Origin of the sequence: Microbacterium sp. CnD16-F, from assembly GCF_024124465.1 — a bacterium.
GTDB classification, from domain to species: Bacteria; Actinomycetota; Actinomycetes; order Actinomycetales; family Microbacteriaceae; genus Microbacterium; species Microbacterium gawkjiense.
The window spans coordinates 15757-42080 of sequence record NZ_JAMXSA010000016.1; the positions used below are offsets into that span (position 1 = coordinate 15757).

The following is a 26324-nucleotide window of genomic DNA, read 5'->3' on the forward strand; positions in this document are numbered from 1 at the left end:
TCGTGACGGATCTCAAGCGCGGAGGATCCCTATCAGGGGAGGACCCCCGCAGGGGAAGAGAGAGGCAAAAGTGACCCACGGCATCGTCTCGCCCGACCACACGGGCGAGCTGGAATACTCCGCAGTATCTCTGCCGATCGGAGCATTATCCGAGGACCATTCCGCGGTGGTGGGCGCGGGGGGTCACCTTTTCCTTGTCGGAGGGAGTAACGGCCTCATTCGCCAGTACGCGGAGCCCACCGAAGCTGATCAGATCGCATCCCTCCGGGCCAAAGTTCTGGTGTGGTCGACGCTGACCGAGTCTCGCGACTCCCGGGCCCGCGCCGCCGGCGCCGAGTACGTGCAGATTTGCATACCTGACAAGTCGAGTTCGCTGGACAGCCGCGTGGCGGGTCTTGGTCCCGTCACTCCGTTGCTGCGGGACGTCGACCGCGAATTGGCAGACGCGCCCTTTTATGTGAGCGGCCGGAGTGCCCTCGCCGAAGCTTCGCAGGATTCGCGCAGCGTAAACGATCTGTGGCTTCGGGGCGACTCGCATTTGGGGCCGCGTGGGGCTGCCGTGGAAGCTCGCGCGCTCATCTCCGCTCTCACCGATGCGTCATTCATGGACGATGTCCGTTTCTCGCCTTCGGGTGTCTTCCTCGGGGATCTGGGTGCTCGGTTCTTCGGCCGTCCGATCCCGGAGCCCGATCTTGTTCCAGCATCTCCGTGGCTCGAGAAGGTTGCGCAGGGACGCGTCCTGCAGAGTGAGCACCGGCCAGAGAGCGGGCACACCGGGCGGATGCTCCACTGGGTGACGCCGCAGGCACCGATCGATGCGAAGGTGCTCGTGTTCGGCAACAGCTTTTTCAGCGGCGGGGATCACCCGAGAGGGTTGAATTTCTGGATATCGCGCGCCTTCAAAGAACATCGCTTTGTGTGGAGTGCTGAGATGTTGGATGAGGTGATCAGCGAACAGCGGCCGGATGTCATCATCTGCCAGACCGTCGAGCGCTTTATGACATCAGTGCCACCGGCTTGAGTCCCGTTGGGTCATCCCGCCTCACATTGACGGCGCCGAGGTGTCGCGAAGAGATCTGAGCTCATCGCTCGAACAGACGATGCTTGAGCGTCTGAGCAAGCGGTCGCAGTGCCGGGATTCGCTCTAGGAGCCGGTTCGCGGTCGGCCGGAGTGCTTCCGCCAGCGAAGTGATGCCCGACTCGCCGCTCGTGCTCGGGGCGGCGGCGGTGACCGCTGCGGCAGGCAGGCTGCGCGTGGCATCAGGCGGCGCTTGCGTGAAGGCTTCAGCGAATTCGATCGCGAGGTCGATGAGCTGCTGCGCATCAGCCGTCGTCGGATCTGGCGAGTGCTCGTGAAGCAGCTCACCGGCGAACAGTCCTCGGTAGTGAGGGGTGAGATCCTGTGATCGCACACGCTCAGCTGCCGCAAGCGATCCTGATGAGAGCTCCTGGTAGCGGTGCGGATCGGAGATGATCGTCACGATCGCTGCCGCCAGGGCAGCGGCATCCCGTTGTGGCGTGGTGACGACGCCCTCGTTTCCGTCGAGCAGCTCGAGCCAAGGTAGGTCGTACATGGCCACGGGGAGGCCGTGGGATTGGGCCTCGGGGAGCGTGAGCGGATGTCCTTCGATGACGCTCGTGTTCACGAAGACGTCAGCGGAGTCGATCGCTGCTTGCAGATCCCCGCCCGTGAGCAAGCCCGTGATCTCCACCTGAGACTCGAGTCCGGCGCGCGCGACACGAACCTCCAGGTCGCTGCCTGAGAGGTCGTTCCAGTTTGGGCCGACGATCCGGAGGCGGAAGTCGACGCCCCTTCCGGCCAGTTCGCTCGCCACCGCGATCAACTCGGATGGTCGCTTGGTCCTCTCCTCGAGGCGTCCCCACCAGATCAGCTCCGCGCGGCGCCCGCGCGGCGCGGTCCGGGGCGAGGACCGGCGAGCTTGCGCGACGAAGATGTCCGACGGCGGGTTCGGGAGGAAGACCGTGCGCGGCATCCCGCGAAGCTTCCAGAAGGCGACGTCGAGTCGCGACAGAACCACGAAAGTCGCAAGAGCCGGCAGGTGGCGGGTCTGGAAGTCCAGGCGCTTCAGGCCGAGCAACACAGGGCGCAGCGCGAAATTGTGAGCCCAGCCGATCGTCGCGATCCCCTCTGCTCTCGCTGCCAGAGCGAAAGTCGGCCACACGAGCGAGTAGAGGATGCTGTGATCGATGACGACATCGATGTCGCGGTCTCGGCAGACAGCGACGAATGCCGCCAGCTGATCCGCAAGGTCACCCTGCGCAAGCTCCACCTGGTCAACCGCTGGTACGCCGATCGGTGCCGATTGTTCGTGGGTGAGGACGGTCACCGCATAGCCGGCGTCGGTGAGGAGCTGCGCCTGTGCGCGGATGACGCCTGACACTCCGCCTGTACGCAGCGCGCTTGTCGTGATGAGCACGTTCCGGATCGATCGTGTCCCGAGGTCGACCCGTCCGGTGTTCGCGGCGAGGACGTCGAGGCTGGCCGGGAAGTGGCGAGCCACCGCGCGGACGATGTCAGGGAACGCAGCCCGAGTTCGGAGGTGCGCAAACGCTGTCTCGAGAAGATCGTCGGGGGTGTGCTGGGCGACGTAGGACGTGGTGTAACCCACGATGAACTCTCTGACAGATCGGTAGGCGTCGAGAACCCTCCAACCGTTCGCGTTGCGAGAGGCGATGCTCGTGACGATGTCCCCGATGGCGTCGATGGATGAGATCCCGCTTGCGTAGAACGTGACCTGCTCGAGCGACTGCAGCTTGTGCCCACTGCTTCCCTGGCCGAAGTGGTAGCGGTACAGCCGATCCGGGATAGACGCGAACCGCCGTGCGCGCGCAGCCGTCAAGAACATGACGGGAAGGTCGTTGACCCTCGGCAGCACGAGCTCGTCCGGCACGAGTTCGTAGACGTCGCGCAGGATCTCGGTGCGGAACAGATACCGCCACAGCTGGCCCTGGGCGGGCTCGTCTTCCGGGAAGAGTGCGCGGAGGACCTCATCCCCTTCCAGTCGGTCATGTCGCGGCTGCAAGCGCGACTCGAAGCGTCCTCCCGTCGTCCCGTCGATTCGGACGACGTCGACGCCGAATTGGAGGAGGTCCGTGTTCTGCGCGCGAGCACGTTCCAGCGTGACTTCGGCGGCAGCGGGGGCCAGCTCGTCATCGCCGTCGAGGAAGAGCAGATGATCTGCACGCGCTGCCATCACTCCAGCACGACGCGCTTGGAGGGCCGACGCATTCTCCGGCTGGCGCAGGAGTCTGACCCGGAAGTCTCGGTCGACGAAGCGATCGACGACCTGGGTCGTGCTGTCCGTGGATGCGTCATCGACGACGATGACCTCGATGTCCCGGAGGGTTTGTGCGAGGCAACTCTCGAGCGCGGTCGCGATGTGCTCTTCGTCGTTGTATGCGGGGATGACGATCGAAACGAGGGGCTTCGTGATCATTGCAAGGTGCGCCCTTCCGAGGCGAGGAGAATGCGGTTCACCGCAGCAGCAGGTGTTTCACTCGGCGCGCCAGCGGACGCAGCCAAGGTGCGATGGCCAGCACGCGATGAGCGCTCGGAGTGAACTTCCGCTCGAATCGACCGCGCGTCGTGGCCGGAGGCAGACGTCGACCTGCGCGTGGTCGCGGTGCCTGCCGCGGCGCCCGGTTCTCTGCGAAGAACAGCAGAAGGTCCAGAGACCGCCGCGCGTCTTCGAGAGTCGGCTCCGGTGAGTGTGTGGACGGGAGCGTTCCGGACAGGAGTCGGCCGTAGAGATCGGCGAAATCAGCGGATGCCGCGCGCCGGGCCGCTGCCAGCGATGCAGCCGACATCGCCTCGTACCGCTCTCCATCCTTGCCCAGTTCCGCAATACGAACGGCGAGGGCACGTGCATCTCCTTGAGGCGCAGTGACGACTCCGTCGTTGTCCTGGAGGAATGCGAGCCACGGCAGGTCGTACATCGCGACGGGGAGACCCCGAGACTGAGCCTCGGGGAGGGTCAGCGGGTATCCCTCGATGATGCTCGTGTTGACGAAGAGGTGTGCCGAGTCGATGGCGGCCAGCAGGTCGTCGCCACGTCGCGGGCCGACGGCTTCGACGAGGTCCGCCACACCGCGTTCGGACGCGAGTGCGTTGAGCCGATCTCTGGACATATCGGCCCAGTCCGGCCCCACGATGGTCATCCGGAACCTGGTTCCGAGGGCTTTCAGCTGGGCCGCGACCTCGACGAGTTCGCTCACCTTCTTCGTGTGCTCCTCGAGCCGCCCCCACCAGATCAATTCGAGGCGGCCCTCCGGTCGCGGTTTGGCCCGCGCGTCGTCAGGAGTGTCGAGCAGCATGGGCGACGGCGGGTTGGGAAGGTACGCGACTCGCTCGATGCCGCGCAACTTCCAGAAGGCGACGTCCAGCGGGGAGAGCACGATCAGTTGGGCGAGGGCGCCGAGATGCTGCTGCAGAAGGGAGTGCAGCTCGTTCCCGTTGTACGTCGGCCGGCCTGCGAAGTTGTGGATCCATCCGATCGTCGCGGCTCCGAGAGCCCGAGCTGCCAACGCATACCCGGGCCAGTCGCGTGAGTAGAGGATGCGGTGATCGATGACGGTATCGATCTCGTTGCGTCGACAGATCTCGGCCCACTGCAGAAGTCGGTCGCGCGGCGTGGTGGCAGTGAGGTGTTCGACGGTGACTCCGTCGGGGGCTGCGGACGGGTCGCTGCCCGCGCGATGCGTTGCGATCGTGACCCGGTGACCGGCATCCCTCAGGATCCGGGCCTGAGCGAGGAGTACGCCTGAGACCCCGCCCGTCGTCAGGATGTTGGTGGTGAGCAGAACGCTGCGAGGCCCCCCGGCGAGTTCGACTCGTTCCCCGTCCTGAGCAAGCACGGCGAGGAACTCCGGCACGAACTCCGAGGCCGCAAGAACGACATCGAGGGGATTCACCCGGGCGTGGAGGACCTCGAGCAACTGCCGTGGAACGCCGTCGGATGTGAGAGCGCGGATCGAGCGCGCGATGAAGGCGAGCCGCACGGAGCGGAACCCCTCGAGAAGTGGCTCCGGGTTGGCGATCTCTCGGGCGCGCTTTCTGACCGGCCCCTCGATCGTGACGAACGCATCCACATCGCCGAAGGCGATCTCTGCCTGTCCGGGTGCGGATGCGTGGTGATCTCCGGACGTCGGCGTGCGAATGCCCTCGAGTGCGCGGCTCGAAGCGCGATCCGCCAGTGCGACGGCCAAGAACATCCCGGCGGTGAAGCGCTCTGTGCGATCACCATCGCCGAGTTCGTCGGCCACTCGCCGGATCAGATCCGTGCGTACGAACAGGAGGACCCCGTCGGCGGTCAGGGGATCATTTTCGGGGAACAGATGACGGACGATATCCTCCTCCGCCATGACCGGAGGGAGCGTCGTTCCCGTTGCATCGTCGAAGAGGACGATGAGATCGCTGTCGTCGTCTGAGGAGGTCGTCGCCGCGACGCGGGCGGCCGCAGGCGGGACGTGCTCGCCGGCGCGCGCGATGAGCGTCAGAGGGGCCGCTGCTTGCTCGAGACCAAGACGACGGGCAGAAGCAGCCGACGTCTTCGGGGGGACGCGAACGATTCGGACACGATCGTCGGCTCCGCGGACGCGATCGAGATCAGGGTCGACGACGGTCTCGTCGACGATCCACAGAATCTCGAGGGCCTCGAGATCCTGATCCCGCCACGATCGGAGTGCCGTCTCGACGCGTCGGGTGTCCGACTCGGCGATCACGACGGAAACAAGGGGAGCGGGCTGCATCAAGATCCTGAATCGACGGTGATTTTCAGCGCCGCGCCGCGGATGCGGCCGCGCGGTAAAGGTCGCGATACATCGCGGCGACGGGGTTGGGAGCTCGCGAGGACAGCCGAGGGGCTTCGGTGAACGTCTCGGCGCGCATGGCGCGTACGGATGCCTCGAGCGTGGCGATGGTCAAGCGTCCCGGGTGAGTTCGGATCCATTCGGGGCCGATCTCGGTTGCGAGGGCCGCTGTCTCCGCGGTCTCTTCCACGAGGACGGGCCGGCCCAACGACACTGCGAGCATCATCGTCGCGTACGAGAGCGGATCCTCCGGGGCTGCGATCACGACGAACTCACTCGCCGTGATTTCGACCACCCTCTCCGCGTCGGAGAGAGCGGCGTCGCGAAGCGCGATCCTCCCGGCGTTGCGCCCGGCGCTCCGAGCGAAGGACGCGGCCAACGCCGCCGGTGCGCGTCCGACGAGGCGGAGGGTCGTTCCTGGCAGGTCGGCGGCTGCGAACACTTTCAGCGGAGCCTCGTAGGCTGCATCGAAGACGCCTGACGTCAGCATGACGGCTCGCCCGGAGACTGCGTCAGCTCGGGGGTAGCCGAGGAATCGATCACCTAGGTGACTCTGGGGGATGACGCGAGTCCGATGAACGTCCGGTGTCGGCTGCTCAGCGGACCGCGCTGCGAAGAAGGTGGTGGCGCTGTCGAGCATCCGTTCGGCAGGCGTACGTGTCTTCGATGCGGTCACCGTCTGGACGAGTGCGATGCGATGACGGCGAACGTGGGACGCGAAAGCGGTGGCTCGCCGCAGACGCTCACCGGCTGCAGTCCGTGGACCTCCGATGACCGCGTCGGGTGACAGCAGATGGATGACATCTACGTCTCGCGGATCGCGGATCACCGCCCGGAACTCCAGGGCCGTTCCCGTCGGGGCTTCGCCGGCCGCGTCGTCACCGACGAGCTGATCTACCTGCGCGACGGCGTGAGCTGGCGGCCTTCCGGACACGAGCACTCGAAGGCCGGTTTCCGGCTCGGGGTCCAGCGTCCTCCGTCGCTTGCGATGAGCGCTCAGCAAGCGAAGCGGGAACGTGGGCGACACTCGACAAAGAATAGACTGCGGCGTAGTGAACACGAAAGCGACTCAGAACGTCTTCGCGCACCTCGCGGGCCAAGATGACAATCTCGGTGACTCTGCTCTCAGAGTCGCGTACTTGGAGGCTCTCCGCGGTCCCGACCGCCACCTCCATGTCTTTCTCGGCACGCCCACAACGGACTACGAGGCGGGTTTCCCCCACGCGGCGGACATCACCTACTACGTCCACCGAGCGGAGTGGGTGAAGGCGGAGAAAGCATCCACCCGACCGGTGCACGCCTTCAACGCGGGCGAGATCAACCCTCAGCCCGGTGTGTTTCCGGTGCCGCGGCGCGCGGCGGAATGCGCGAGGGTGCTCCGCGCAGGCGGCGCCCTGATCGTCGCCGGTATCGGCGTCAAGGATGTGAGCAAACTCGGGCCGGTGGCGTTCGACGCATCGTTCCGAGGAGCCACGGTCTTCTCGTGGCGCGATCAGGGATCGCGTGACGCTGCCGGATTCGGCGAGTTCGCCCCGGACTGGGCCTACTCTCTCGGGACTGATGTCGGTGAATGGTCACCTCGATCCGCGAGGGATCTCATCGCCGTGACCATGAGATTCGATCGACCGTGGCCCGGGGACCAGTGGATTTCGGACGTGCGTGCGCTGGGCTCCGCCACAGGGCGCAAGATCGTCACTCTCGCGCAAGTAGCGCGCGATGCGCCCAGGGCTGTGCGATTGGCGGAGGCTCTCGGAGGCGAGTACCTCGCCGCGGCGAGCATGAAGCACGATGAGCTCGACGCTCATGTCCGGTCCATCTACTCGCGTTCGCTCGCGGTGGTGAGCGATCGTGCGCACGGATTGATCATGGGAGCGACGGAGGGAGCATTCCCCTTGGGCTCGGGCAGTGATCCTCAGAAGATCGGGCGTCTGCTGACGGCGGCCGGGCTCGGGGGTCTCGTCGGACGGTACGAGGAGTTCGCCGAGTTCGCAGACAGGCTGCCCGATCATTTGGACAGTCTGGCGCCGGCCATCGCTGCGGCCCGAGCGGACGTCGCGCACTTGACACGGACCATCCGTGCGGCCATGGACGCTGTCGCGTGACGGTGAGCGATCCACGCATCGAGCGGGTTTGCCAGACGGGCCGGGTATCATCGCCCCGATATGCGCCTTTCGTCGCGCAGCCGACTGGGTCAATGAGAGGTGGCGAGATCCGGCATGGATGCACGCCTTGATGCCCCCGCGGCGGGTCTTGTCCTGGTCGGCAGGCGTCCACCGCTCGGTGAATACCTCGTAGAGGCCTGGCATCGTCGTCAATTCGCGATCACACTGGCGGGCCATCGGCTCATCGGCTCGCTGCTCCAGAACCGGCTCGGCGTGCTGTGGATTGTGCTCAAGCCGCTACTCACGGCGACCATCTACGGCACCATCTTCGGACTCATTCTCTCGGGTTCAGCGCGTCCGGATGACTGGGTCCCCTACCTGATCACGGGCGTTTTCATCTTCGAGTTCTTCACGGGGTGTTTCGGCAACGGGGCACGGGCCATAACGGGGAATACGAAACTCGTGCAGAGCTTCGGTTTCCCGCGGATCCTTCTGCCCGTGGCGACCGTGATCGAGCAGACGCTGAGGCTGATCCCTATCGTCATCCTGCTCGGAGTGCTCCTGCTCATCCTCGGAGTACCGATCACCTGGTCGTGGCTGCTCGTCGTGCCGATCCTCGCGATGATGGCGATATTCAACCTGGGTGTCGCGTTGATCGTCGCCCGCTTGACGGTGTGGGCCCGGGACGTCCAGCAGTTCATCCCGACCATCAATCGGATTCTCTTCTACGTGAGCAGCATCTTCTTCCAGGTGGATGTCGTCTTCGCCGACCACCCGGTGCTGCTCACGATTGCCCATCTCATCCCGACCTACGACTACATCGCTCTCGTGCGCGATGCGATGATCGTCGGCCACCCTGCACCACTGCTGGCCATCATCGCGGCTCCTGTGTGGGCACTTCTCGCGATCGGGTTCGGCGTCGTCTTCTTCTGGAAAGCGGAGGCGAGGTATGGCCTCAGTGACTGACCTGGCTACCCCGGGAGCCGCCAGAGAAGGCGCCCCTCGACCGATGATCGTGGCGCAGAACGCCCACGTCACCTACCGTGTGTTCGCCTCCGGCAAGCGCATGAGTTCTCGTGAAGCGATCATGAACGCGCGCGCCTTCCGCGGTGGTCGGGAGCAGATCACCGTTCCGGCCGTCCGAGGGGTTTCCTTCACCGCCTCGGAGGGTGAGACGATCGGCGTCGTCGGGCATAACGGATCAGGGAAGTCGACGCTATTCCGAGCGATGAGCGGACTCATCCCGACCTCTGAGGGCGCGATCTGGGCCGCCGATCGCCCGGTGCTGCTGGGTGTGAACGCTGCTCTCGTTCCTGAGCTCTCCGGTGAGAACAACATCAAGCTCGGCTTGCTGGCAATGGGTTTCACGCCGGAGGAAGCGGCTCAACACGTCGACGAGATCGCCGACTTCGCCGAGCTCAACGAGTTCCTGTATCACCCGATGCGCACATATTCGTCAGGAATGGGTGCCCGGCTGCGCTTCGCCATCGCCAGCGCGCGTGCGCACTCCATCCTTCTGATCGATGAAGCCCTCTCTGTGGGAGATCGTCGATTCAAGGTGAAAAGCGAGCAGCGCATCCGCGAACTCCGCGAGAGCGCTGGGGTGGTAATGATCGTGAGCCACTCTGCAGGCTCGCTCCGGGACACCTGCGATCGCGTGCTGTGGATTCACAAGGGCGAGCTCCGCGCCGATGGCGACGCGAAGGAAGTCATCGCGGACTACGTGCGGTGGACCAAGCAACCGGGGGTGTCCGCTGTGGGCGCCGCATCGGCGGGGAAGTCGTCGGCTCGGGCGAGGAGTGGCACGACCAAACCCGAAGTCGCTGCTTCTGCAGCCCCGGCGGCCCCGACTGATGCTGGGGTCGCTCCCTCTCCGGGAGTCGCGCCGACCAGTGCGGACCGAAGCGATGAGGGAACCGTGTCGCCTCTCGGCGAATGGCTCGCCGCCGCGACTGTCGATGTCACGGGGACCGATCGAGAGTCCCGAGTGGTCGCGCGGCGGAAGCGTCATCGCATTTCGCAGCGACGGCAGAACCGACGTCGGATCATCGCGGTCGCCGCCACAGGAGCCGTGATTCTATTCTCTGCCGCTGCTGGTGCCGCGGTTGCGCTCCTCGCTGGTCTGCCCGCGGCCATCGGGGGCCCGTGACCGCAGGTCCGGACGGAATGACGGCGATGCCTACGAGGCTGTAATTCGCAGCATCCTCAGTCGGCTACACCGATTCGTCGCTTGAGCCTCGCGACCAGCGGGCGCAAGCCCGGCAGGCGTTGGAGCCCGACGCCCCCGAGAGGCGCCACCCGCCGCCACATCCGGGCGGCCAGTTCGCGCCGCGGGGTGACCGTCTTCGTCTGAGACCGGTTGGCCTCGGAGTAGAAGCGGAGCAGCCCCAACAGCAGGCGGGCATCTTCCAGAGTCGGCTCAGGTGAGAACGCCCCCGTCGGCGCTCCGGTGACGACGCGACGATAGAGGTCGGAGAAGTCGTAGGATCCTGCGCGCTCGGCTGCGTCGAGTGAGCCTCGCGAAAGTCGCGCGAAGAGGACCGGATCAGCGGCGACGGCGGTGATGGCATCTGCCAAACCGGCGGCATCCCCCTGGGGCACCGAGGCGATTCCGGCGTTCTCCTGGACGAGGGTGAGCCAAGGCAGTTCGTACATGAACACCGGAAGACCCCGTGACTGCGCTTCAGCGATGGTCAGTTGATATCCCTCGATGAGGCTGGTCGACAGGAAGGCGTCCGCGGTGTCGATGGCGGCTTCGAGTTCTCGCCCACGCTTCGGGCCGACTGCGCGAACGACCTCGGCGACGCCGCGCCTGCGCGCCAGGGCATTGAACTTGGCCGCGGTCCAGCCGCCCCAATCGGGGCCGATGACGGTCAGAGAGAAGGCGGTGTGACGGCGCTGCAGCAGCACCGCTACTTCGAGCAGCTCGCTCACTCGTTTGGTCCGCTCCTCGAGCCGCCCCCACCAGACGAGGTTGATCGGGTGGAGCCCCGTCGGCCGTTCCCGAGGAGCGCGCCGTTCGCCGTCGAGCATCGCTGACGGCGGGTTCGGGATGTAGGACGAGTGGGTGATGCCGCGAAGCTTGAGGTAGCTCACGTCGAGAGGGGAAAGTGCGACGACATGTGCGAGCACGCGAGCGAACTTCTCGATGTTCCCCAGGCGGTCGTCACCGTCGAGAAGCGGGCGCGCCACGAAGTTGTGCAGCCACCCCACGGTGGCGCCACCGCACGCACGCGTCATCGCGGCGAACTCCGGCCAGTAGCTCGAGTACAGCATCTGATGGTCGATGACGACGTCGACGGAGCGAGTGAGGCAGATCGCCCTCCACGCCTCGAGGCGGGCCTCGATCCCTCCGCCCGCCAGCTCGACGAATTCGACACCCGAGGGCAGGAAGCTGGGGTCGCTGTTGCTGTTGCGTGCGACGACGGTGACTCGGAATCCTGCTTCTGTCAGCATCCGCGCCTGCGTGGAGAGCACCGCAGTGACCCCGCCGGTCCGTAGCGTCGAGGTCACGAGCAGGATGCTGCGCACCTCGCGGTTCGTGATGGGCTGATGGTCCACGTGCCGTGCGAGGACGGCGAGCGACCCGGGGGAGTGCGCTCCCGCCGCCGCGAGCAGGTCATCGTCGGTCGTCTTGGTGCGCAGATGCTCGACCGCTGAATCGACGATGCTCGGATCAGCGCGCTCGACGAGCTGGCGGCAGACGTAACCGACCGTCCATAGTCGTGCCGCGGCATAGGCGTCGTGAACCGCGGTGGCGTCCCCTGAGGCTGCGGCCACGGACGCGACCGCGTCGCGAATGATGTCCACCGAGTCGATTGCCGCGGCGTAGAACCTGGCCCGTTCGATCGTGTCGACCTGATGACCGCTCCCACCCCGGCCCAGGTGATAGCGGTACAGCTTCTCCGGGACGGAGACCAGATGTTGTGCCAGCGCGGCGGCCAGGAACATCAGCGGCAGGTCGTTCACGCGAACCAGGGAGACGTCTTCCCGAAGGTGGGCGTGCGCGGCTCGGAGAAGAGTGGTGCGGAACAGGAACCTCCAGAGCTGCCCGCGGGCCGGCGCGTCGGCGGGGAACAGGCCCGTGACGACCGCACTGCCCCGCAGTGAGTCGTGCTGAGGTGCGAGGCGCCGCTCGAAAGCGCCGCCGGAGTTCCCATGCCGGTCGACCACGGTCACATCGAACTGCACGAGATCGGCGCCGGAGCCCTGCATCGCCGCGAGCGTCACCTCCGCAGCGCGGGATTCGAGCTCGTCGTCGCCGTCGAGGAACAGGATCGCGTCGCCGCGTGCTTCCATCACACCGCTGCGCCGTGCCTGCAGCGCCGACCGGTTCTCCTCGTGACGGACGAGTCGGATGCGGCTGTCCGTCCGCTGCATCCTCTCGATGACGGCGACCGTGCCGTCGTCGGACGCGTCGTCCACGCAGACGACCTCGATCTCCCGGAGGGTCTGGGCCAGGCACGATGCGAGGGCCGCCTCGATGGTGCCCTCGTCGTTGTGCACGGGGACGACGATGGAGACGAGAGGCGCAGGTGACATCGCACAGATCATACGGCCCGGCATCCGCGTCGATTCTGCGCTCGCAGCCGCGTCTGTGATGATGGACGCTCACTTCCCATACCCTCGGAGGGGCATCGCCATGCAGATCCGCCGGCGAACCATCTACATCGGCGCGGCCATCGTCCTCGTCGGTGCGCTCACCGGAACCGCCGTCGCGTTGACGACCAGCGGCTCGTCGACGCCGGCGCCCGAAACGCGCTCCACCCCCTCGGCGTCGACTCAGGCTCCCACTCCGACACCCACCCCGACGCCGACCCCGGTCGCCGCACCGCAATCGGTCGTCGCGGTGGGTCCCTTCGGCTCATGGGAGCGCGCCTCCACGACGAAGGTCGCTCGCGTCGTCCCCCAGGTCGGCCAGGCCGCGGACGGCGCGGTCGCCGCGTACATCGACGCACCGGTCATCGATCAAAGGACGACGGCGCTCGCCGTCGAGGCCGCCGTCGTCGCCGGTGCGTCGTACGAGTTCTCCGCACAGGTGCGGTCTCTCTCGCCCCTCCCCGAGGCGGTGGATGCGTCCGTCGAGATCGCTGATCAGCGGATCGCTTTGTCCGAGCTGGATGCAGCGTGGTCGACGGTGACGGGAACCTTCACCGCGCCGGCGGATGCGGACACCGCTGAGATCCGCGTGGTCCTCGACGGCCCCGTCGCCGGGCTCGGCATCGACGATGTCTCCTTGGTGGGCGCCGACGGCAAGAACGTCGTCCCCAACCCATCATTCGAGAAGGTCGGCGGCAAGGACACGATCGTCAACCGCTCCCTCATCCTGCCGGCGTCGAACCCGATGCTCGCGGTCCGCGCACCGGCCGGGCAGATCTCCTGGACCGCGACGGATGCCGGCGGCAAGGTCGCAGCGAAGGGCGCGCTCGACGCGTCCCACGCGCTCGAAGCGGTCCCGCTGACGGGCCTGGACGAGGGGTACTACAGCGTGGCCGTGAAGACGGGCGCAGGCACCGTCACGACCCTGCTCGGCGTCATCGACTACGAGGGCACGACCATCGCCGCCGACCCTCGGTTCGGGGTGGGGCTCCACGTCGAGAACGACCTCTACGACGACGCCGCCGACCTGACGGCATCCCTCGGGATCGGCTTGGCCCGCAACGACGTCCTGTGGCGCTTCAACGAGACGACCAAGGGCCAGTACGACTGGGCGGACCACTACGTCGACGGGTTCGACCGGTTGCACGCCCGCGGCATCCACCTCCTCGGCATCGTCAACTACGGCAACGAGCTGTACGGCAATGGCAAGGTGCCCACGAGCAAAGCGGCGATCAAGGCCTACGGCGACTATGCAGCCGCCATTGCCGAGCGATTCGACCTCGTCGGGCTCGAGGTCTTCAACGAGTTCAACCACACGCGCTTCAACAAGACGGCCTGCGGCACGAAGCCTTCGTGCTATGTCCCCCTGCTCGATTCCGTGCACAATGCGGTCGAGAAGGTTGACCCGGACCTGCCGATCATCGCCGGCTCGACCGCGCGCTACGACGCACCGTGGTTCGACGGATTGTGGCGCGCGGGCGGCCTGAAGTACGCGGACGCGATCAGCTTCCACCCGTACGAGGTGTCGAGTGCCCCGGAGTCGCTGGCCGGGATCATCGACGAAGCGAATCGCAGCATGAAGGAGAACGGCAAGACGACCCGTCCCATCTGGATCACGGAGCTCGGCAGCTCGTCGAAGACCGGTGGCCGCACCGTCTCGGCGCAGGCCGACTACCTGGTGCGGACCTCGGTCACGGCGCTGGCGAGCGGGGCTGAGAAGTTCTTCTGGTACGACCTCATCAACGACGACCCGAGCCCTGCGAAGCACGAGGGCAACTTCGGCATGTACTACCAGAAGGCCTCCGGCGTGGCCGCCTTCCAGCCGAAGCCCGTCGGGTACGCCCAGGCCCTGATGATCGCCCGCCTGGGTGGGCGGGCCCTGGCGGCGGACGAGTCGGCGAAGGGAGTCCACTCGGTGCGCTTCGGTGACGAGAAGGATGCCGTGCGCGTCGTGTGGGCTCCGAAGGGTAAGGCGGAGATGACCGTCCGCAGCGATGTCGCGGTGACGGTGACCACCATGACGGGCGCCACGAAGACCATCGAGCCCGTCGACGGGGTGGCGACCATTCCGGTGACGGTTCGGCCGCAGTTCGTCGAGAGTTCACTCGAGCCCGCCGGTGCAACGCCCGCCCCGACGGTCACCCAGACACCCGCTGGCTAGGATGTGAGCCATGCCTCCCGAGACCCGACGCGCCGCGCGTGAAGCGGCCGAGCGGGCCGCGGCCGGACGTTCCGCCGCGCCCGATGACCGCGACGACAGCGACCAGACCCACAGGGCGTCGCGCGGTCGCATCGTCGGACGCGTGATCCTGGTAGTCGTCATCCTCCTCCTCGCTCTCGCGGTGTGGCTGGTGATCAAGGTCGTGATCGCGAAGAACGGTCTCGAGTCGGCGCAGGCGGCCGTCACCTCCATCCAGGACGGCGGGAACGTCTCCGACGCCATCCCGAAGTTGTCGTCCGGTGCGGCGGATGCGGCGGGTGCCGCAGCCGATCCGGTCTGGCGCATGGCGGAGCTGATCCCGGGGGCGGGCGACAACCTCCGCGGCGTTCGGCTGGCGGCGGAGACCCTCGACGTGTTCGCGAACGACGTCGGCGGGCCGGTCTTCAAGATGCAGGATGACGGCCAGGGGAAGATCCTCGCCCGTGCCCTGCCGCTCATCGAAGCGGCCGCTCCCGAGATCTCCAAGCTGAGCTCCGAGTTGAAGGGTGTCGCCGCGTCGGACGCCCTCATCGGACCGGTCCGCTCGGGAGTCGATCAGGTCGCCGACGTGGCGGATGCCGCCGGCCCCATGTTCACGCTTCTTCCGAAGCTCCTCGGCGCGGAAGAGAAGCAGAACTACCTGCTCGTCTTCCAGAACAACGCCGAGGCGCTCCCGCTCGGGGGTAGCTCGGCCTCGCAGACGCTCATCACCGCAGACAAGGGCGACCTCGAGATCGCGGGGCAGGCCAGCAGCGCTTCCTTCGTCGAGGGCGAGACGGTCGACCTCGACATCTCGGAGTCGGCGAAGGCGCTCTACGGCAGCCGCTACGGCAGCTACATCAACCTCGCGCCCTCCCAGCCCGACTGGCCGGGGGTGGCGGAGATGGTGAAGGCCTTCTGGAACCGCGACATCGACGACACGCACATCGACGGCGTCATCTCGGTCGATCCCATCGCCCTCCAGCGCATGCTTCTCGCGACCGGTCCCATCGAGGTCGACGGCAAGACGCTCGACAACAAGAACGCCGTCAAGACTCTCCTCAGTGACGTCTACCGGTGGTGGGACCCGTACACCGACCCTGACCTCAAGTCCGACGCGTTCTTCGCCGGTGTCGCGAGTGCGGTCTTCGACAAGATCGCGGGGGGCGACTTCAACATCAAGGACATGGCGTGGGCCGTGGGTGAGAGCATCGACGCCGGCAGCATCCTGGCCTGGAGCGAAGACACCGACACGCAGAAGATCATCGCGGGCTCGGGGCGCCTCTCCGGCATCCTTCCCACCGACAACACCGCGGAGACCGTGAACGGCGTTTTCTTCCGCAACGTGTCGGCCTCGAAGATCGACTACTACACGAAGACCGCTGTCGAATCCACGATGTCGTGCGCCGATGGCGTGACGACCCTGACGACGACCGCGACGGTCTCGCTCGACATCAGTCAGGCGGACGCCGAGGATCTTCCGCGATACGTCCAGAGTCGGAGCCAGCGGGCGGCGTACTTCGGGACCCAGGTCTACATGTACGCCCCTCCGGGGATGGAACTCGCCTCCGCCGAGACCACGGGCGGCGCGTCGGCCTTCCGCACCGGCAACGTCGATCTCGGCCGGGTCGTCGAGCCATTCCAGGCGCGGCTGCGCCCGGACGGCACCTTCACGGCGACCGCGACGTTCACCGGGAAGGGCGACTTCGGGCCGCTCTCGGTGTGGACGACGCCGATGATCAACGAGACGAAGACGACCGTTACCGACACCTGCCATTGATCCAACGCCTGGCCGAATGCGGCCGGTTTGGTAGCATCCTGTGAGATTCACAGCACACGTCGTCGACGGCGCGAGTCGACGCGCGGGGCGGTTCGACCTGGCTGTGCCGTCGACAGGAAGGCTGATTTCCGTGATCCGATCCGCGCTGCGGCCGCTGCCGTCGGGGACGTTCGCGGACATGACGGGGGATGCCGGGTGCTGAGGCGTGCCGTCGCAAGCCGGTCGATGCGTGGCATCCGGCGGGCTGATCGACGACTCGGCCGCGCCTCCGTCGTGGTCCCCGCCCGTCGCTCCGCGCGGGATTGGCCCGCCCGTTTCGCGGGCCGCCTGGTCTACAGCGACACCGTCGTCGTCGCCGCCGTCCTCGTGGGCTTCTTCTCGCTCGTCCTCCCGGACGAGCGTCGCGACGTCACCTGGGACGGCGGACCCCGCATCCCCTACGTCGCGGCGCTGATCCTCCTCGGCCTCGTCTGGCTGATCGCCCTCGCGGTCTTCGAGACGCGTGATCGCAACATCGTCGGCAGTGGCGAGCAGGAGTATCGCCGCCTCGTCAACGCGACGGTGGCCGTGTTCGCGCTGTTCGTCGCGATCGCCTTCTTCCTCCGCATCGAGGTCTCGCGCAGCCTGTTCCTCGTCGCCATGCCGGTCGGTCTCGTCGCGCTGATCTTCACCCGGTGGGTGTGGCGCCTGTGGCTCCGGGCGCAGCAGCGTCGCTCGAAGTACGTCTACCGTGCCCTCGTGATGGGGGAGCCCGCGAAGGCGGGCTCGATCATCCGCGCGATCCGTCGCGCGGACTCTTCCGGCTTCGACATCGTGGGGGTCGTCACCGACGTGCGCGGACGCCAGACGATCAGCGACGTCCCCGTCGTCGGCGGGTTCGCCTACGCGGTGGAGGCGATGGATGCCACTGACGCCGACACGATCATCGTCGCCGGGGCGGACGAGGTGCACCCCGAGATGATGCGTCAGCTGGGCTGGGATGTCGCGGACCGCAGCGGCAACCTCGTCGTCGCCCCCGCGTTGACCGACGTGGCGGGGCCCCGCATCCATTCCCGACCGGCGGCGGGGCTGCCGCTCGTGCACGTGGAGTTCCCGCGACTGGACGGCGTGCGCCGCTTCGCGAAGCGCACGTTCGACCTGCTCGGCTCGGTCGTCCTCATCCTGGTCTTCTCGCCGGTGATGCTGGTGACGGCCATCGCGATCCGGTCCGAGACCCCCGGCCGCGTCATCTACCGTCAGCCCAGGGTCGGTCTGGGCGGTGACGAGTTCGGCATGTTGAAGTTCCGCTCGATGGTGGCGGATGCCGACGATCAGCTCGCGAGCCTCCTCGACCTGCAGGGGACCAGCGACAGTCCGCTCTTCAAGGTGACGGACGATCCGCGGATCACGAAGGTCGGGCGCGTCATCCGCAAGCATTCGATCGACGAGCTGCCCCAGCTGTTCAACGTGCTCGTGGGGACCATGAGTCTGGTGGGCCCCCGGCCGCAGCGCGCGGCGGAGGTGGCGCTGTACGACGACGCCGCCCACCGCCGGCTGCGGGTGAAGCCGGGAATGAGCGGCCTGTGGCAGGTGAGCGGACGCTCCACGCTGTCGTGGGAGGACGCCCTGCGCCTGGACCTCTACTACGTCGAGAACTGGTCGTTCATGCAGGACATCCAGATCCTCTTCCGCACCCTCAGCGCCGTCGTGGCGCCCGGACGCACAGCGCACTGACGGCGGTGGGGGAGCGTACCCGGCGGCGCGACACGCCCGGGTTTGCGACACGCCCGAACGGCACGTAGACTGTACAGGTTCCACATTCCTGCGCTCTGCGCGGGATCACTGCCAGGGCAGTGCATAGGCGAGAAGCCTAGGCCGCGGGCAGCAGAACATCACATCCCCACACCCACTCCGGAAACGGATGCGCACGCGTGCGTGCGAGGGGAAGCGGATGCCGCAGGTCTCCTGCGGACTGACATCAGAACAGCGGTGACGGATCCCCCACCTCCGGGCGGGGAGAAGTGCCCGGCGCGCAAGCGCCCCGTGCGTCCAATGCCCTCGAGGTACGACGCGAGAAAGAGAGTGAGCAGACAATGGCGGGACAGAAGATCCGCATTCGCCTGAAGTCGTATGACCACGAGGTCATCGACTCGTCGGCACGCAAAATCGTCGACACCGTGACCCGTGCGGGCGCGACGGTCGTGGGCCCGGTGCCCCTTCCGACCGAGAAGAACGTGATCGCAGTCATCCGTTCGCCGCACAAGTACAAGGACAGCCGCGAGCACTTCGAGATGCGCACCCACAAGCGCCTCATCGACATCATCGACCCGACGCCCAAGGCCGTCGACTCGCTGATGCGTCTCGACCTCCCGGCCGACGTCAACATCGAGATCAAGCTCTGAGGTCGATCATCATGGCTGACATCAACTCCAAGGTTTCCAAGGGCCTGCTGGGCACCAAGCTCGGCATGACCCAGGTCTGGGACGAGAACGGCAAGGTCGTTCCCGTCACCGTCATCGAAGTCGCCCCCAACGTGGTGACCCAGGTGCGCACGCCCGAGCGCGACGGCTACAACGCCGTGCAGATCGCTTACGGCCAGATCGACCCCCGCAAGGTCAACAAGCCGCAGACGGCCCACTTCGAGGCTGCCGGTGTGACCCCGCGTCGTCACCTCACCGAGGTGCGGACGGCGGATGCCGCTGACTACTCACTCGGTCAGGAGCTCACCGTCGACGCCACCTTCGAGGCCGGCCAGCTGGTCGACGTCGTCGGCACCAGCAAGGGCAAGGGCTTCGCCGGTGTCATGAAGCGTCACAACTTCAAGGGCGTCTCCGCTTCGCACGGTGCGCACCGCAACCACCGCAAGCCCGGTTCGATCGGCGCCTCGTCGACCCCGAGCCGCGTCTTCAAGGGCATGCGCATGGCCGGCCGTATGGGTGGCGAGCGCGTGACCGTCCTCAACCTCACGGTGCACGCCGTCGACGCCGAGAAGGGTCTGCTGCTCGTCAAGGGCGCCGTCCCCGGTGCTCGTGGCCGCATCGTCTACGTCCGCAACGCAGTGAAGGGTGCCTGAACATGGCTGACTCGACTCTCGCGCTCGACGTCGTGAAGGCAGACGGCAAGAAGGCTGGCTCCGTGGAGCTGCCCGCCGCGCTGTTCGACGTCAAGACGAACATCCCCCTCATCCACCAGGTCGTCGTCGCGCAGCTCGCGGCGGCTCGCCAGGGCACTCACTCGACCAAGCGTCGCGGTGAGGTCTCCGGTGCCGGCCGCAAGCCTTTCAAGCAGAAGGGCACGGGTAACGCCCGTCAGGGCTCGATCCGCGCGCCGCACATGACCGGTGGTGGCATCGTCCACGGACCGAAGCCGCGCAACTACTCGCAGCGCACCCCCAAGAAGATGGTCGCCGCCGCCCTCCTGGGCGCGCTCAGCGACCGGGCTCGCGGCGGGCGTCTGCACGTCATCGACTCGTTCGGCATCGAGGGTGCGCCCTCGACGAAGGCTGCTGCCGCGGTTCTGGCTCAGCTCGCGCCGACGAAGAACGTCATGGTCGTCATCACGCGTGATGACGAGCTGAGCGTCAAGAGCGTCCGCAACCTCGCGTACGTCCACGTGCTCACGTTCGACCAGCTCAACGCCTACGACGTGCTCGTCTCCGACGACATCGTCTTCACCAAGGCCGCCTACGACGCGTTCGTCGCTGCGAAGGCCGGCTCCACCGAGGAGGTCTCGGCATGACCGCCGTCAACAAGGACCCGCGCGACATCATCCTGAAGCCGGTCGTCTCCGAGAAGAGCTACGGGCTCATCGACGAGGGCAAGTACACGTTCCTCGTGGACCCGCGCGCCACCAAGACCGAGATCAAGCTCGCCATCGAGAAGATCTTCGGCGTCAAGGTCGCGTCGGTGAACACGCTCAACCGCCCGGGCAAGTCCCGCCGCACCCGTTTCGGCACCGGTAAGCGCAAGGACACCAAGCGCGCCATCGTGAGCCTGAAGTCGGGCACCATCGACATCTTCACGGCCGTCGGCTGACAGCTGGGATAGAGGACTAGAGACATGGCTATTCGCAAGTACAAGCCCACGACCCCCGGTCGTCGCGGTTCGTCGGTCGCCGACTTCGCTGAGATCACGCGGTCGACGCCCGAGAAGTCGCTCCTTCGCCCGCTGGCGAAGACCGGTGGTCGCAACAACCAGGGCCGCATCACGACCCGTCACATCGGTGGTGGCCACAAGCGCCAGTACCGCGTGATCGACTTCCGTCGTAACGACAAGGACGGCATCAACGCCAAGGTCGCTCACATCGAGTACGACCCCAACCGCACCGCGCGCATCGCGCTGCTGCACTACTTCGACGGTGAGAAGCGGTACATCCTCGCCCCGAACAAGCTGTCGCAGGGTGACATCGTCGAGTCGGGTGCCGGCGCCGACATCAAGCCCGGCAACAACCTGCCGCTGCGCAACATCCCCACCGGTACGGTCATCCACGCCATCGAACTCCGCCCCGGCGGCGGCGCGAAGATGGCGCGCTCGGCCGGTGCGTCCGTCCGCCTCGTGGCGAAGGACGGCCCGTACGCGCAGCTGCGTCTGCCCTCGGGTGAGATCCGCAACGTCGACGCGCGCTGCCGCGCCACCATCGGCGAGGTCGGCAACGCCGAGCAGTCCAACATCAACTGGGGCAAGGCCGGCCGCAACCGCTGGAAGGGCATCCGCCCGACCGTCCGCGGTGTCGCCATGAACCCGGTCGACCACCCGCACGGTGGTGGTGAGGGTAAGACCTCCGGTGGACGTCACCCCGTCACTCCTTGGGGCCAGGCCGAGGGTCGTACCCGGCACCCCAACAAGGAAAGCGACAAGTTGATCGTTCGCCGTCGCAACGCCGGCAAGAAGCGGAAGTAGGAGTAGAGGAAGATGCCTCGCAGCCTTAAGAAGGGCCCCTTCGTCGACGAGCACCTGCTTCGCAAGGTCGTCTCGCAGAACGAAGCCGGTACCAAGAACGTCATCAAGACCTGGTCGCGTCGTTCGATGATCATCCCGGCCATGCTGGGTCACACGATCGCCGTGCACGACGGACGCAAGCACATCCCCGTGTTCGTGTCCGAGACCATGGTCGGTCACAAGCTGGGCGAGTTCGCGCCCACCCGCACCTTCCGCGGCCACGAGAAGGACGACAAGAAGGGCCGTCGCCGCTGACGCGGCGACGCTCTCAGAGAGAGGAAGAGGAGGAGTACAAATGGTGGAATCCATCGCACGCGTGAAGCACATCCGCGTGACCCCTCAGAAGGCTCGTCGTGTCGTCGCGCTCATCAAGGGCAAGCAGGCTCAGGAGGCTCTCGCCATCCTGAAGTTCGCTCCCCAGGGTGCCAGCGAGCCCATCTACAAGCTCGTGGCCGCTGCGGTCGCGAACGCTCGTGTGAAGGCCGACAAGGACAACGAGTTCCTGGACGAGCAGGACCTGTACGTGAAGAACGCGTACGTGGACGAGGGCACGACGCTCAAGCGTTTCCAGCCCCGCGCCCAGGGTCGCGCGTTCCAGATCAAGAAGCGCACCAGCCACATCACGGTCGTGCTCTCGACCCCCGAGGTCGCCGAGTCCGCCCCGGCTGCCCAGACCAAGAAGGCGAGCAAGTAATGGGACAGAAGGTCAACCCGTACGGCTTCCGCCTCGGCATCACCACCGACCACGTGTCGCGTTGGTTCTCGGACTCCACCAAGCCCGGGCAGCGCTACGCCGACTACGTGGCGGAGGACGTCAAGATCCGTCGCCTCCTGACGACGTCGCTCGACCGTGCCGGCGTGAGCAACATCGAGATCGAGCGCACGCGTGACCGCGTCCGCGTCGACATCCACACCGCCCGCCCGGGCATCGTGATCGGCCGCCGCGGCGCCGAGGCCGAGCGCATCCGCGCCGACCTCGAGAAGCTCACCGGTAAGCAGATCCAGCTGAACATCCTCGAGGTGAAGAACCCCGAGGCCGACGCTCAGCTGGTCGCGCAGGGCATCGCCGAGCAGCTCTCCGCCCGCGTGGCCTTCCGCCGCGCGATGCGCAAGGGTCTGCAGGGTGCGCAGCGCGCCGGTGCCAAGGGTGTCCGGATCCAGGTCTCCGGCCGCCTCGGCGGCGCCGAGATGAGCCGTTCGGAGTTCTACCGCGAAGGCCGTGTGCCCCTGCACACCCTCCGCGCGAACATCGACTACGGCTTCTACGAGGCGAAGACCACCTTCGGCCGCATCGGCGTGAAGGTCTGGATCTACAAGGGCGACCTCACCAACAAGGAGCTCGCTCGCGAGCAGGCCAACGCGCCGAAGTCACGTCGTGACGACCGCGGTGGCGACCGTCGTCGTGGCCCCCGCAGCGAGGCCCCCGTCGCAGAAGGAGCGTCTGCCTGATGCTTATTCCCCGCAAGGTCAAGTACCGCAAGCAGCACCACCCGAAGCGTGACGGCGCCGCCACCGGCGGCACCGCGGTCACGTTCGGTGAGTTCGGCATCCAGGCCCTCACGCCCGCTTACGTGACGAACCGTCAGATCGAGTCCGCTCGTATCGCCATGACGCGTCACATCAAGCGTGGCGGAAAGGTGTGGATCAACATCTACCCCGACCGTCCGCTCACCAAGAAGCCGGCCGAAACCCGCATGGGTTCCGGTAAGGGTTCGCCCGAGTGGTGGGTCGCTAACGTCAAGCCGGGTCGCGTCCTCTTCGAGGTCGCGGGCGTCAACGAGCAGCTCGCTCGCGAGGCCCTGACCCGTGCCATCCACAAGCTGCCGCTCAAGGCACGCATCATCAAGCGCGAGGAGGGCGACGCGTAATGGCCGTCGGCACCAAGACGCTCGCCCCGAGCGAGCTGGACACGTTCGAAGACCAGCGCCTCGTGGAGGAGCTGCGCAAGGCCAAGGAAGAGCTGTTCAACCTGCGCTTCCAGTCGGCCACCGGCCAGCTCGAGAGCCACGGCCGCATCCGTGCGGTCAAGCGCGACATCGCGCGGCTCTACACCGTCATCCGCGAGCGGGAGCTCGGCATCCGTGCCACCCCCGCCCCGGTCGAGACGGCCACCAAGGCGAAGAAGAGCAAGGCCAAGAAGGCGGACGAGTCCGCTGAGGCCGCGAAGGAAGAGGCCGAGTGATGGCTGAGAAGAAGGATGCCGCTACGGCGCCCGTGACCACTGGTCACGAGTCGGCCGAGCACGACGTCCGCGACGTCAACGCCCGTGGGTACCGCAAGGCCCGTCGTGGCTACGTCGTCAGCGACAAGATGGACAAGACGATCGTCGTCGAGGTCGAGGACCGCGTGAAGCACCCCCTCTACGGCAAGGTCATCCGCCGCACGTCGAAGGTGAAGGCTCACGACGAGCAGAACACCGCCGGCATCGGCGACCTCGTCCTCATCAACGAGACCCGTCCGCTCAGCGCCACCAAGCGCTGGCGCCTGGTCGAGATTCTCGAGAAGGCGAAGTAAGCAATGATCCAGAACGAGTCTCGCCTCAAGGTCGCCGACAACACCGGCGCCAAGGAGCTCCTCACGATCCGCGTCCTCGGTGGTTCCAACCGCCGTTACGCCGGTGTCGGGGATGTCATCGTGGCGACCGTCAAGGACGCGATCCCGGGCGGCAACGTCAAGAAGGGCGATGTGGTCAAGGCCGTCATCGTCCGCACCGTCAAGTCGACCCGTCGTCCCGACGGCTCGTACATCAAGTTCGACGAGAACGCCGCCGTCATCCTGAAGAACGACGGGGAGCCCCGCGGCACCCGCATCTTCGGCCCGGTCGGTCGTGAGCTTCGCGACAAGAAGTTCATGAAGATCGTCTCGCTGGCACCGGAGGTCATCTGATCATGGCGCACATCAAGAAGGGTGACCTGGTTCAGGTCATCAGTGGCCGCAAGCAGGACAAGGGCGGCGACCGCGGCAAGCAGGGCAAGGTCCTCGAGGTCCTCGTCGAGCAGAACCGCGTCGTGGTGGAGGGCGTGAACTACGTCACCAAGCACACCCGCGTCGGCCAGTCGCAGCGCGGCACCAAGACGGGCGGCATCGAGACGATGGAAGCCCCGATCCACATCTCCAACGTGGCGCTGGTCGACCCGTCGACCAAGAAGCCGACCCGTGTCGGCCACCGCGTCGAGGAGCAGACGAAGGACGGCGTCAAGCGCACCGTCCGCGTCCGCTACGCCAAGAAGAGCGGCAAGGACCTCTGAACATGAGCAACGCAACTGCCGCGGAGGCTGGCAAGATCCAGCCCCGCCTGAAGCAGAAGTACCAGACCGAGATCAAGAAGGCTCTGCAGGACGAGTTCGGCTACGCCAACGTCATGCAGATCCCCGGTCTCGTGAAGGTCGTCGTCAACACCGGTGTCGGTGAGGCTGCGCGCGACAGCAAGGTGATCGATGGTGCGGTCGACGACCTCACCAAGATCACCGGCCAGAAGCCGGTCGTCACCAAGGCCCGCAAGTCCATCGCGCAGTTCAAGCTGCGTGAGGGCCAGGCCATCGGTGCCCACGTCACCCTCCGCGGTGACCGTGCGTGGGAGTTCGTCGACCGTCTCGTCAACCTCGCCCTGCCCCGCATCCGCGACTTCCGCGGACTGTCGGCGACGCAGTTCGACGGCAACGGCAACTACACCTTCGGTCTCCAGGAGCAGTCCGTGTTCCACGAGATCAACCAGGACAAGATCGACCGCGTCCGCGGTTTCGACATCACCATCGTCACGACGGCGAAGACGGATGACGAGGGTCGGGCGCTGCTCAAGCACCTGGGCTTCCCGTTCAAGTCGGCGGACGCTCAGGCGTGATCCGATAAGATCGATCGTTCGGCCTCGGGGCGTGCTCCGGGGCCGAACGACTGCACAACTGAATATCGCTCATTCATAGAAGGTCGCCTGTCGTGTAACGGCAGTCGAAACCTCATGACTAAAGGAACACACTTATGACGATGACAGACCCGGTCGCAGACATGCTGACCCGTCTGCGCAACGCGAACTCCGCGCACCACGACACCGTCGCGCTGCCGAGCTCGAAGCTCAAGACGCACATCGCCGAGATCCTCCAGCAGGAGGGCTACATCTCCGGCTGGGAGGTCTCCGACGCCCGTGTCGGCCAGACGCTCACCCTGACCCTGAAGTACGGCCCGAACCGCGAGCGGTCGATCGCCGGCATCAAGCGCGTCTCCAAGCCCGGTCTCCGCGTGTACGCGAAGTCGAACGAGCTTCCCAAGGTCCTCGGTGGCCTCGGGGTCGCGATCCTGTCCACCTCCTCTGGCCTCCTCACGGACCGCCAGGCCGAGCAGAAGGGCGTCGGCGGGGAAGTCCTCGCCTACGTGTGGTGATCTGACATGTCGCGTATTGGACGTCTTCCCATCGACATCCCCGCCGGTGTGACCGTCACGGTCTCCGGCCAGGACGTCGCCGTCAAGGGCCCCAAGGGCGAGCTGAACCTCACCGTGGCACAGCCCATCGAGGTCAAGGTCGAGGAGAACCAGGTCCTGGTCTCCCGCCCCGATGACGAGCGCGAGTCGCGTGCTCTCCACGGGCTCACCCGCACCCTCATCAACAACAACATCATCGGCGTGACCCAGGGCTACACCAAGGGCCTCGAGGTCGTCGGCACCGGTTACCGCGTCGCTCAGAAGGGCACGGCGGTCGAGTTCGCACTCGGCTTCTCGCACCCCGTCCTGGTCGAGGCGCCGGAGGGCATCACGCTCACCGTCGAGGGCAACAACAAGCTCACCGTCGCCGGTATCTCGAAGCAGGCCGTCGGCGAGGCAGCCGCCAACATCCGCAAGATCCGCAAGCCGGAGCCCTACAAGGGCAAGGGTGTGCGGTACGCGGGCGAGGTCGTTCGCCGCAAGGCCGGAAAGAGTGGTAAGTAACC

The 26324-nt window shown here is 66.4% G+C and carries 28 protein-coding genes; 24 read left to right on the forward strand and 4 right to left on the reverse strand.

Annotation, left to right across the window (positions count from 1 at the left end):
• The first annotated feature begins 70 nt into the window (after positions 1 to 70).
• On the forward strand, positions 71 to 1021 hold the full coding sequence (locus NH287_RS06425; protein ID WP_253034931.1) for a hypothetical protein: 951 nt from the start codon (positions 71 to 73) through the stop codon (positions 1019 to 1021).
• A gap of 61 nt (positions 1022 to 1082) precedes the next feature.
• On the opposite strand, the gene NH287_RS06430 is transcribed toward NH287_RS06425, so the two are convergent.
• Both NH287_RS06430 and NH287_RS15345 read right to left on the reverse strand, forming a co-directional pair.
• Positions 1083 to 3458 carry a glycosyltransferase gene (locus NH287_RS06430; protein ID WP_253034932.1) on the reverse strand — a complete coding sequence of 792 codons (2376 nt, stop codon included), beginning with the start codon at positions 3456 to 3458 and terminating at the stop codon, positions 1083 to 1085.
• Positions 3459 to 3495: 37 nt separating this feature from the next.
• Positions 3496 to 4932 (reverse strand): glycosyltransferase family 4 protein, encoded by a 1437-nt coding sequence (locus NH287_RS15345; RefSeq protein ID WP_253034933.1) that lies wholly within the window; start codon positions 4930 to 4932, stop codon positions 3496 to 3498.
• A 6-nt stretch (positions 4933 to 4938) separates the two neighbouring features.
• On the opposite strand from NH287_RS15345, the gene NH287_RS06440 reads away from it, so the two are divergent.
• Entirely contained in the window at positions 4939 to 5448 is a 510-nt protein-coding gene (locus tag NH287_RS06440; protein WP_253034934.1) for a hypothetical protein, read from the forward strand.
• Positions 5449 to 5794: 346 nt separating this feature from the next.
• Here NH287_RS06440 and NH287_RS06445 read toward each other — a convergent pair whose 3' ends face one another.
• Complete coding sequence (locus tag NH287_RS06445) at positions 5795 to 6856, reverse strand: hypothetical protein (RefSeq protein WP_253034935.1); 1062 nt, start codon at positions 6854 to 6856, stop codon at positions 5795 to 5797.
• A gap of 25 nt (positions 6857 to 6881) precedes the next feature.
• Between NH287_RS06445 and NH287_RS06450 the strand changes: the two genes are divergently transcribed.
• The 3 genes from NH287_RS06450 (at position 6882) to NH287_RS06460 (ending at position 10080) form a co-directional block, all read left to right on the forward strand.
• Positions 6882 to 7931, forward strand: coding sequence for a hypothetical protein (locus tag NH287_RS06450; protein ID WP_253034936.1), 1050 nt, complete (start codon positions 6882 to 6884; stop codon positions 7929 to 7931).
• A 114-nt stretch (positions 7932 to 8045) separates the two neighbouring features.
• On the forward strand, positions 8046 to 8897 hold the full coding sequence (locus tag NH287_RS06455; RefSeq protein WP_253034937.1) for an ABC transporter permease: 852 nt from the start codon (positions 8046 to 8048) through the stop codon (positions 8895 to 8897).
• Between the two features lie 43 nt (positions 8898 to 8940).
• Positions 8941 to 10080, forward strand: coding sequence for an ABC transporter ATP-binding protein (locus NH287_RS06460; RefSeq protein ID WP_253034938.1), 1140 nt, complete (start codon positions 8941 to 8943; stop codon positions 10078 to 10080).
• A gap of 56 nt (positions 10081 to 10136) precedes the next feature.
• Here the strand turns inward: NH287_RS06460 and NH287_RS06465 are convergent, their stop codons facing one another.
• On the reverse strand, positions 10137 to 12473 hold the full coding sequence (locus tag NH287_RS06465) for a glycosyltransferase (RefSeq protein ID WP_253034939.1): 2337 nt from the start codon (positions 12471 to 12473) through the stop codon (positions 10137 to 10139).
• A gap of 100 nt (positions 12474 to 12573) precedes the next feature.
• On the opposite strand from NH287_RS06465, the gene NH287_RS06470 reads away from it, so the two are divergent.
• The 19 genes from NH287_RS06470 (at position 12574) to rplF (ending at position 26322) form a co-directional block, all read left to right on the forward strand.
• Positions 12574 to 14691: a cellulase family glycosylhydrolase gene (locus NH287_RS06470; RefSeq protein ID WP_253034940.1), complete on the forward strand. Its 2118-nt coding sequence runs from the start codon at positions 12574 to 12576 to the stop codon at positions 14689 to 14691.
• A gap of 10 nt (positions 14692 to 14701) precedes the next feature.
• Positions 14702 to 16489 (forward strand): DUF4012 domain-containing protein, encoded by a 1788-nt coding sequence (locus NH287_RS06475; RefSeq protein ID WP_253034941.1) that lies wholly within the window; start codon positions 14702 to 14704, stop codon positions 16487 to 16489.
• A 273-nt stretch (positions 16490 to 16762) separates the two neighbouring features.
• Positions 16763 to 18202, forward strand: a complete 1440-nt coding sequence (locus NH287_RS06480) for a sugar transferase (protein ID WP_253034942.1) — start codon at positions 16763 to 16765, stop codon at positions 18200 to 18202.
• A gap of 359 nt (positions 18203 to 18561) precedes the next feature.
• Positions 18562 to 18870, forward strand: coding sequence for a 30S ribosomal protein S10 (rpsJ, locus tag NH287_RS06485; protein ID WP_018171443.1), 309 nt, complete (start codon positions 18562 to 18564; stop codon positions 18868 to 18870).
• A gap of 11 nt (positions 18871 to 18881) precedes the next feature.
• Positions 18882 to 19541, forward strand: coding sequence for a 50S ribosomal protein L3 (gene rplC / locus NH287_RS06490; protein ID WP_064003332.1), 660 nt, complete (start codon positions 18882 to 18884; stop codon positions 19539 to 19541).
• 2 nt (positions 19542 to 19543) lie between these two features.
• Positions 19544 to 20206 carry a 50S ribosomal protein L4 gene (gene rplD, locus NH287_RS06495; RefSeq protein ID WP_064003331.1) on the forward strand — a complete coding sequence of 221 codons (663 nt, stop codon included), beginning with the start codon at positions 19544 to 19546 and terminating at the stop codon, positions 20204 to 20206.
• The gene (gene rplW / locus NH287_RS06500) at positions 20203 to 20502 is read left to right on the forward strand and encodes a 50S ribosomal protein L23 (RefSeq protein WP_064003330.1); all 300 of its coding nucleotides are present in this window, start codon (positions 20203 to 20205) and stop codon (positions 20500 to 20502) included. Before rplD ends, rplW begins: the two co-directional genes overlap by 4 nt.
• A gap of 24 nt (positions 20503 to 20526) precedes the next feature.
• Complete coding sequence (gene rplB, locus NH287_RS06505; protein ID WP_036309862.1) at positions 20527 to 21366, forward strand: 50S ribosomal protein L2; 840 nt, start codon at positions 20527 to 20529, stop codon at positions 21364 to 21366.
• 12 nt (positions 21367 to 21378) lie between these two features.
• A complete protein-coding gene (gene rpsS / locus NH287_RS06510; RefSeq protein ID WP_018187348.1) occupies positions 21379 to 21660 on the forward strand; it encodes a 30S ribosomal protein S19 in 282 nt (93 codons plus the stop codon).
• A gap of 40 nt (positions 21661 to 21700) precedes the next feature.
• Positions 21701 to 22099 (forward strand): 50S ribosomal protein L22, encoded by a 399-nt coding sequence (gene rplV, locus NH287_RS06515; protein WP_064003329.1) that lies wholly within the window; start codon positions 21701 to 21703, stop codon positions 22097 to 22099.
• Positions 22099 to 22854 carry a 30S ribosomal protein S3 gene (rpsC, locus tag NH287_RS06520; RefSeq protein ID WP_064003328.1) on the forward strand — a complete coding sequence of 252 codons (756 nt, stop codon included), beginning with the start codon at positions 22099 to 22101 and terminating at the stop codon, positions 22852 to 22854. The genes rplV and rpsC overlap by 1 nt, the downstream gene beginning before the upstream one ends.
• Entirely contained in the window at positions 22854 to 23273 is a 420-nt protein-coding gene (rplP, locus tag NH287_RS06525; RefSeq protein ID WP_064003327.1) for a 50S ribosomal protein L16, read from the forward strand. Before rpsC ends, rplP begins: the two co-directional genes overlap by 1 nt.
• Positions 23273 to 23587, forward strand: coding sequence for a 50S ribosomal protein L29 (gene rpmC, locus NH287_RS06530; protein WP_018187344.1), 315 nt, complete (start codon positions 23273 to 23275; stop codon positions 23585 to 23587). The genes rplP and rpmC overlap by 1 nt, the downstream gene beginning before the upstream one ends.
• On the forward strand, positions 23587 to 23919 hold the full coding sequence (gene rpsQ, locus NH287_RS06535) for a 30S ribosomal protein S17 (protein WP_253034943.1): 333 nt from the start codon (positions 23587 to 23589) through the stop codon (positions 23917 to 23919). The genes rpmC and rpsQ overlap by 1 nt, the downstream gene beginning before the upstream one ends.
• Before the next feature lie 3 nt (positions 23920 to 23922).
• Entirely contained in the window at positions 23923 to 24291 is a 369-nt protein-coding gene (gene rplN, locus NH287_RS06540) for a 50S ribosomal protein L14 (protein WP_064003326.1), read from the forward strand.
• 2 nt (positions 24292 to 24293) lie between these two features.
• Complete coding sequence (gene rplX, locus NH287_RS06545) at positions 24294 to 24653, forward strand: 50S ribosomal protein L24 (RefSeq protein ID WP_064003325.1); 360 nt, start codon at positions 24294 to 24296, stop codon at positions 24651 to 24653.
• A gap of 2 nt (positions 24654 to 24655) precedes the next feature.
• Entirely contained in the window at positions 24656 to 25246 is a 591-nt protein-coding gene (gene rplE / locus NH287_RS06550; protein WP_064003324.1) for a 50S ribosomal protein L5, read from the forward strand.
• A gap of 134 nt (positions 25247 to 25380) precedes the next feature.
• Positions 25381 to 25779, forward strand: coding sequence for a 30S ribosomal protein S8 (gene rpsH / locus NH287_RS06555; protein ID WP_064003323.1), 399 nt, complete (start codon positions 25381 to 25383; stop codon positions 25777 to 25779).
• 6 nt (positions 25780 to 25785) lie between these two features.
• Positions 25786 to 26322: a 50S ribosomal protein L6 gene (gene rplF, locus NH287_RS06560; RefSeq protein ID WP_064003322.1), complete on the forward strand. Its 537-nt coding sequence runs from the start codon at positions 25786 to 25788 to the stop codon at positions 26320 to 26322.
• The last annotated feature ends 2 nt before the right edge of the window (positions 26323 to 26324 follow it).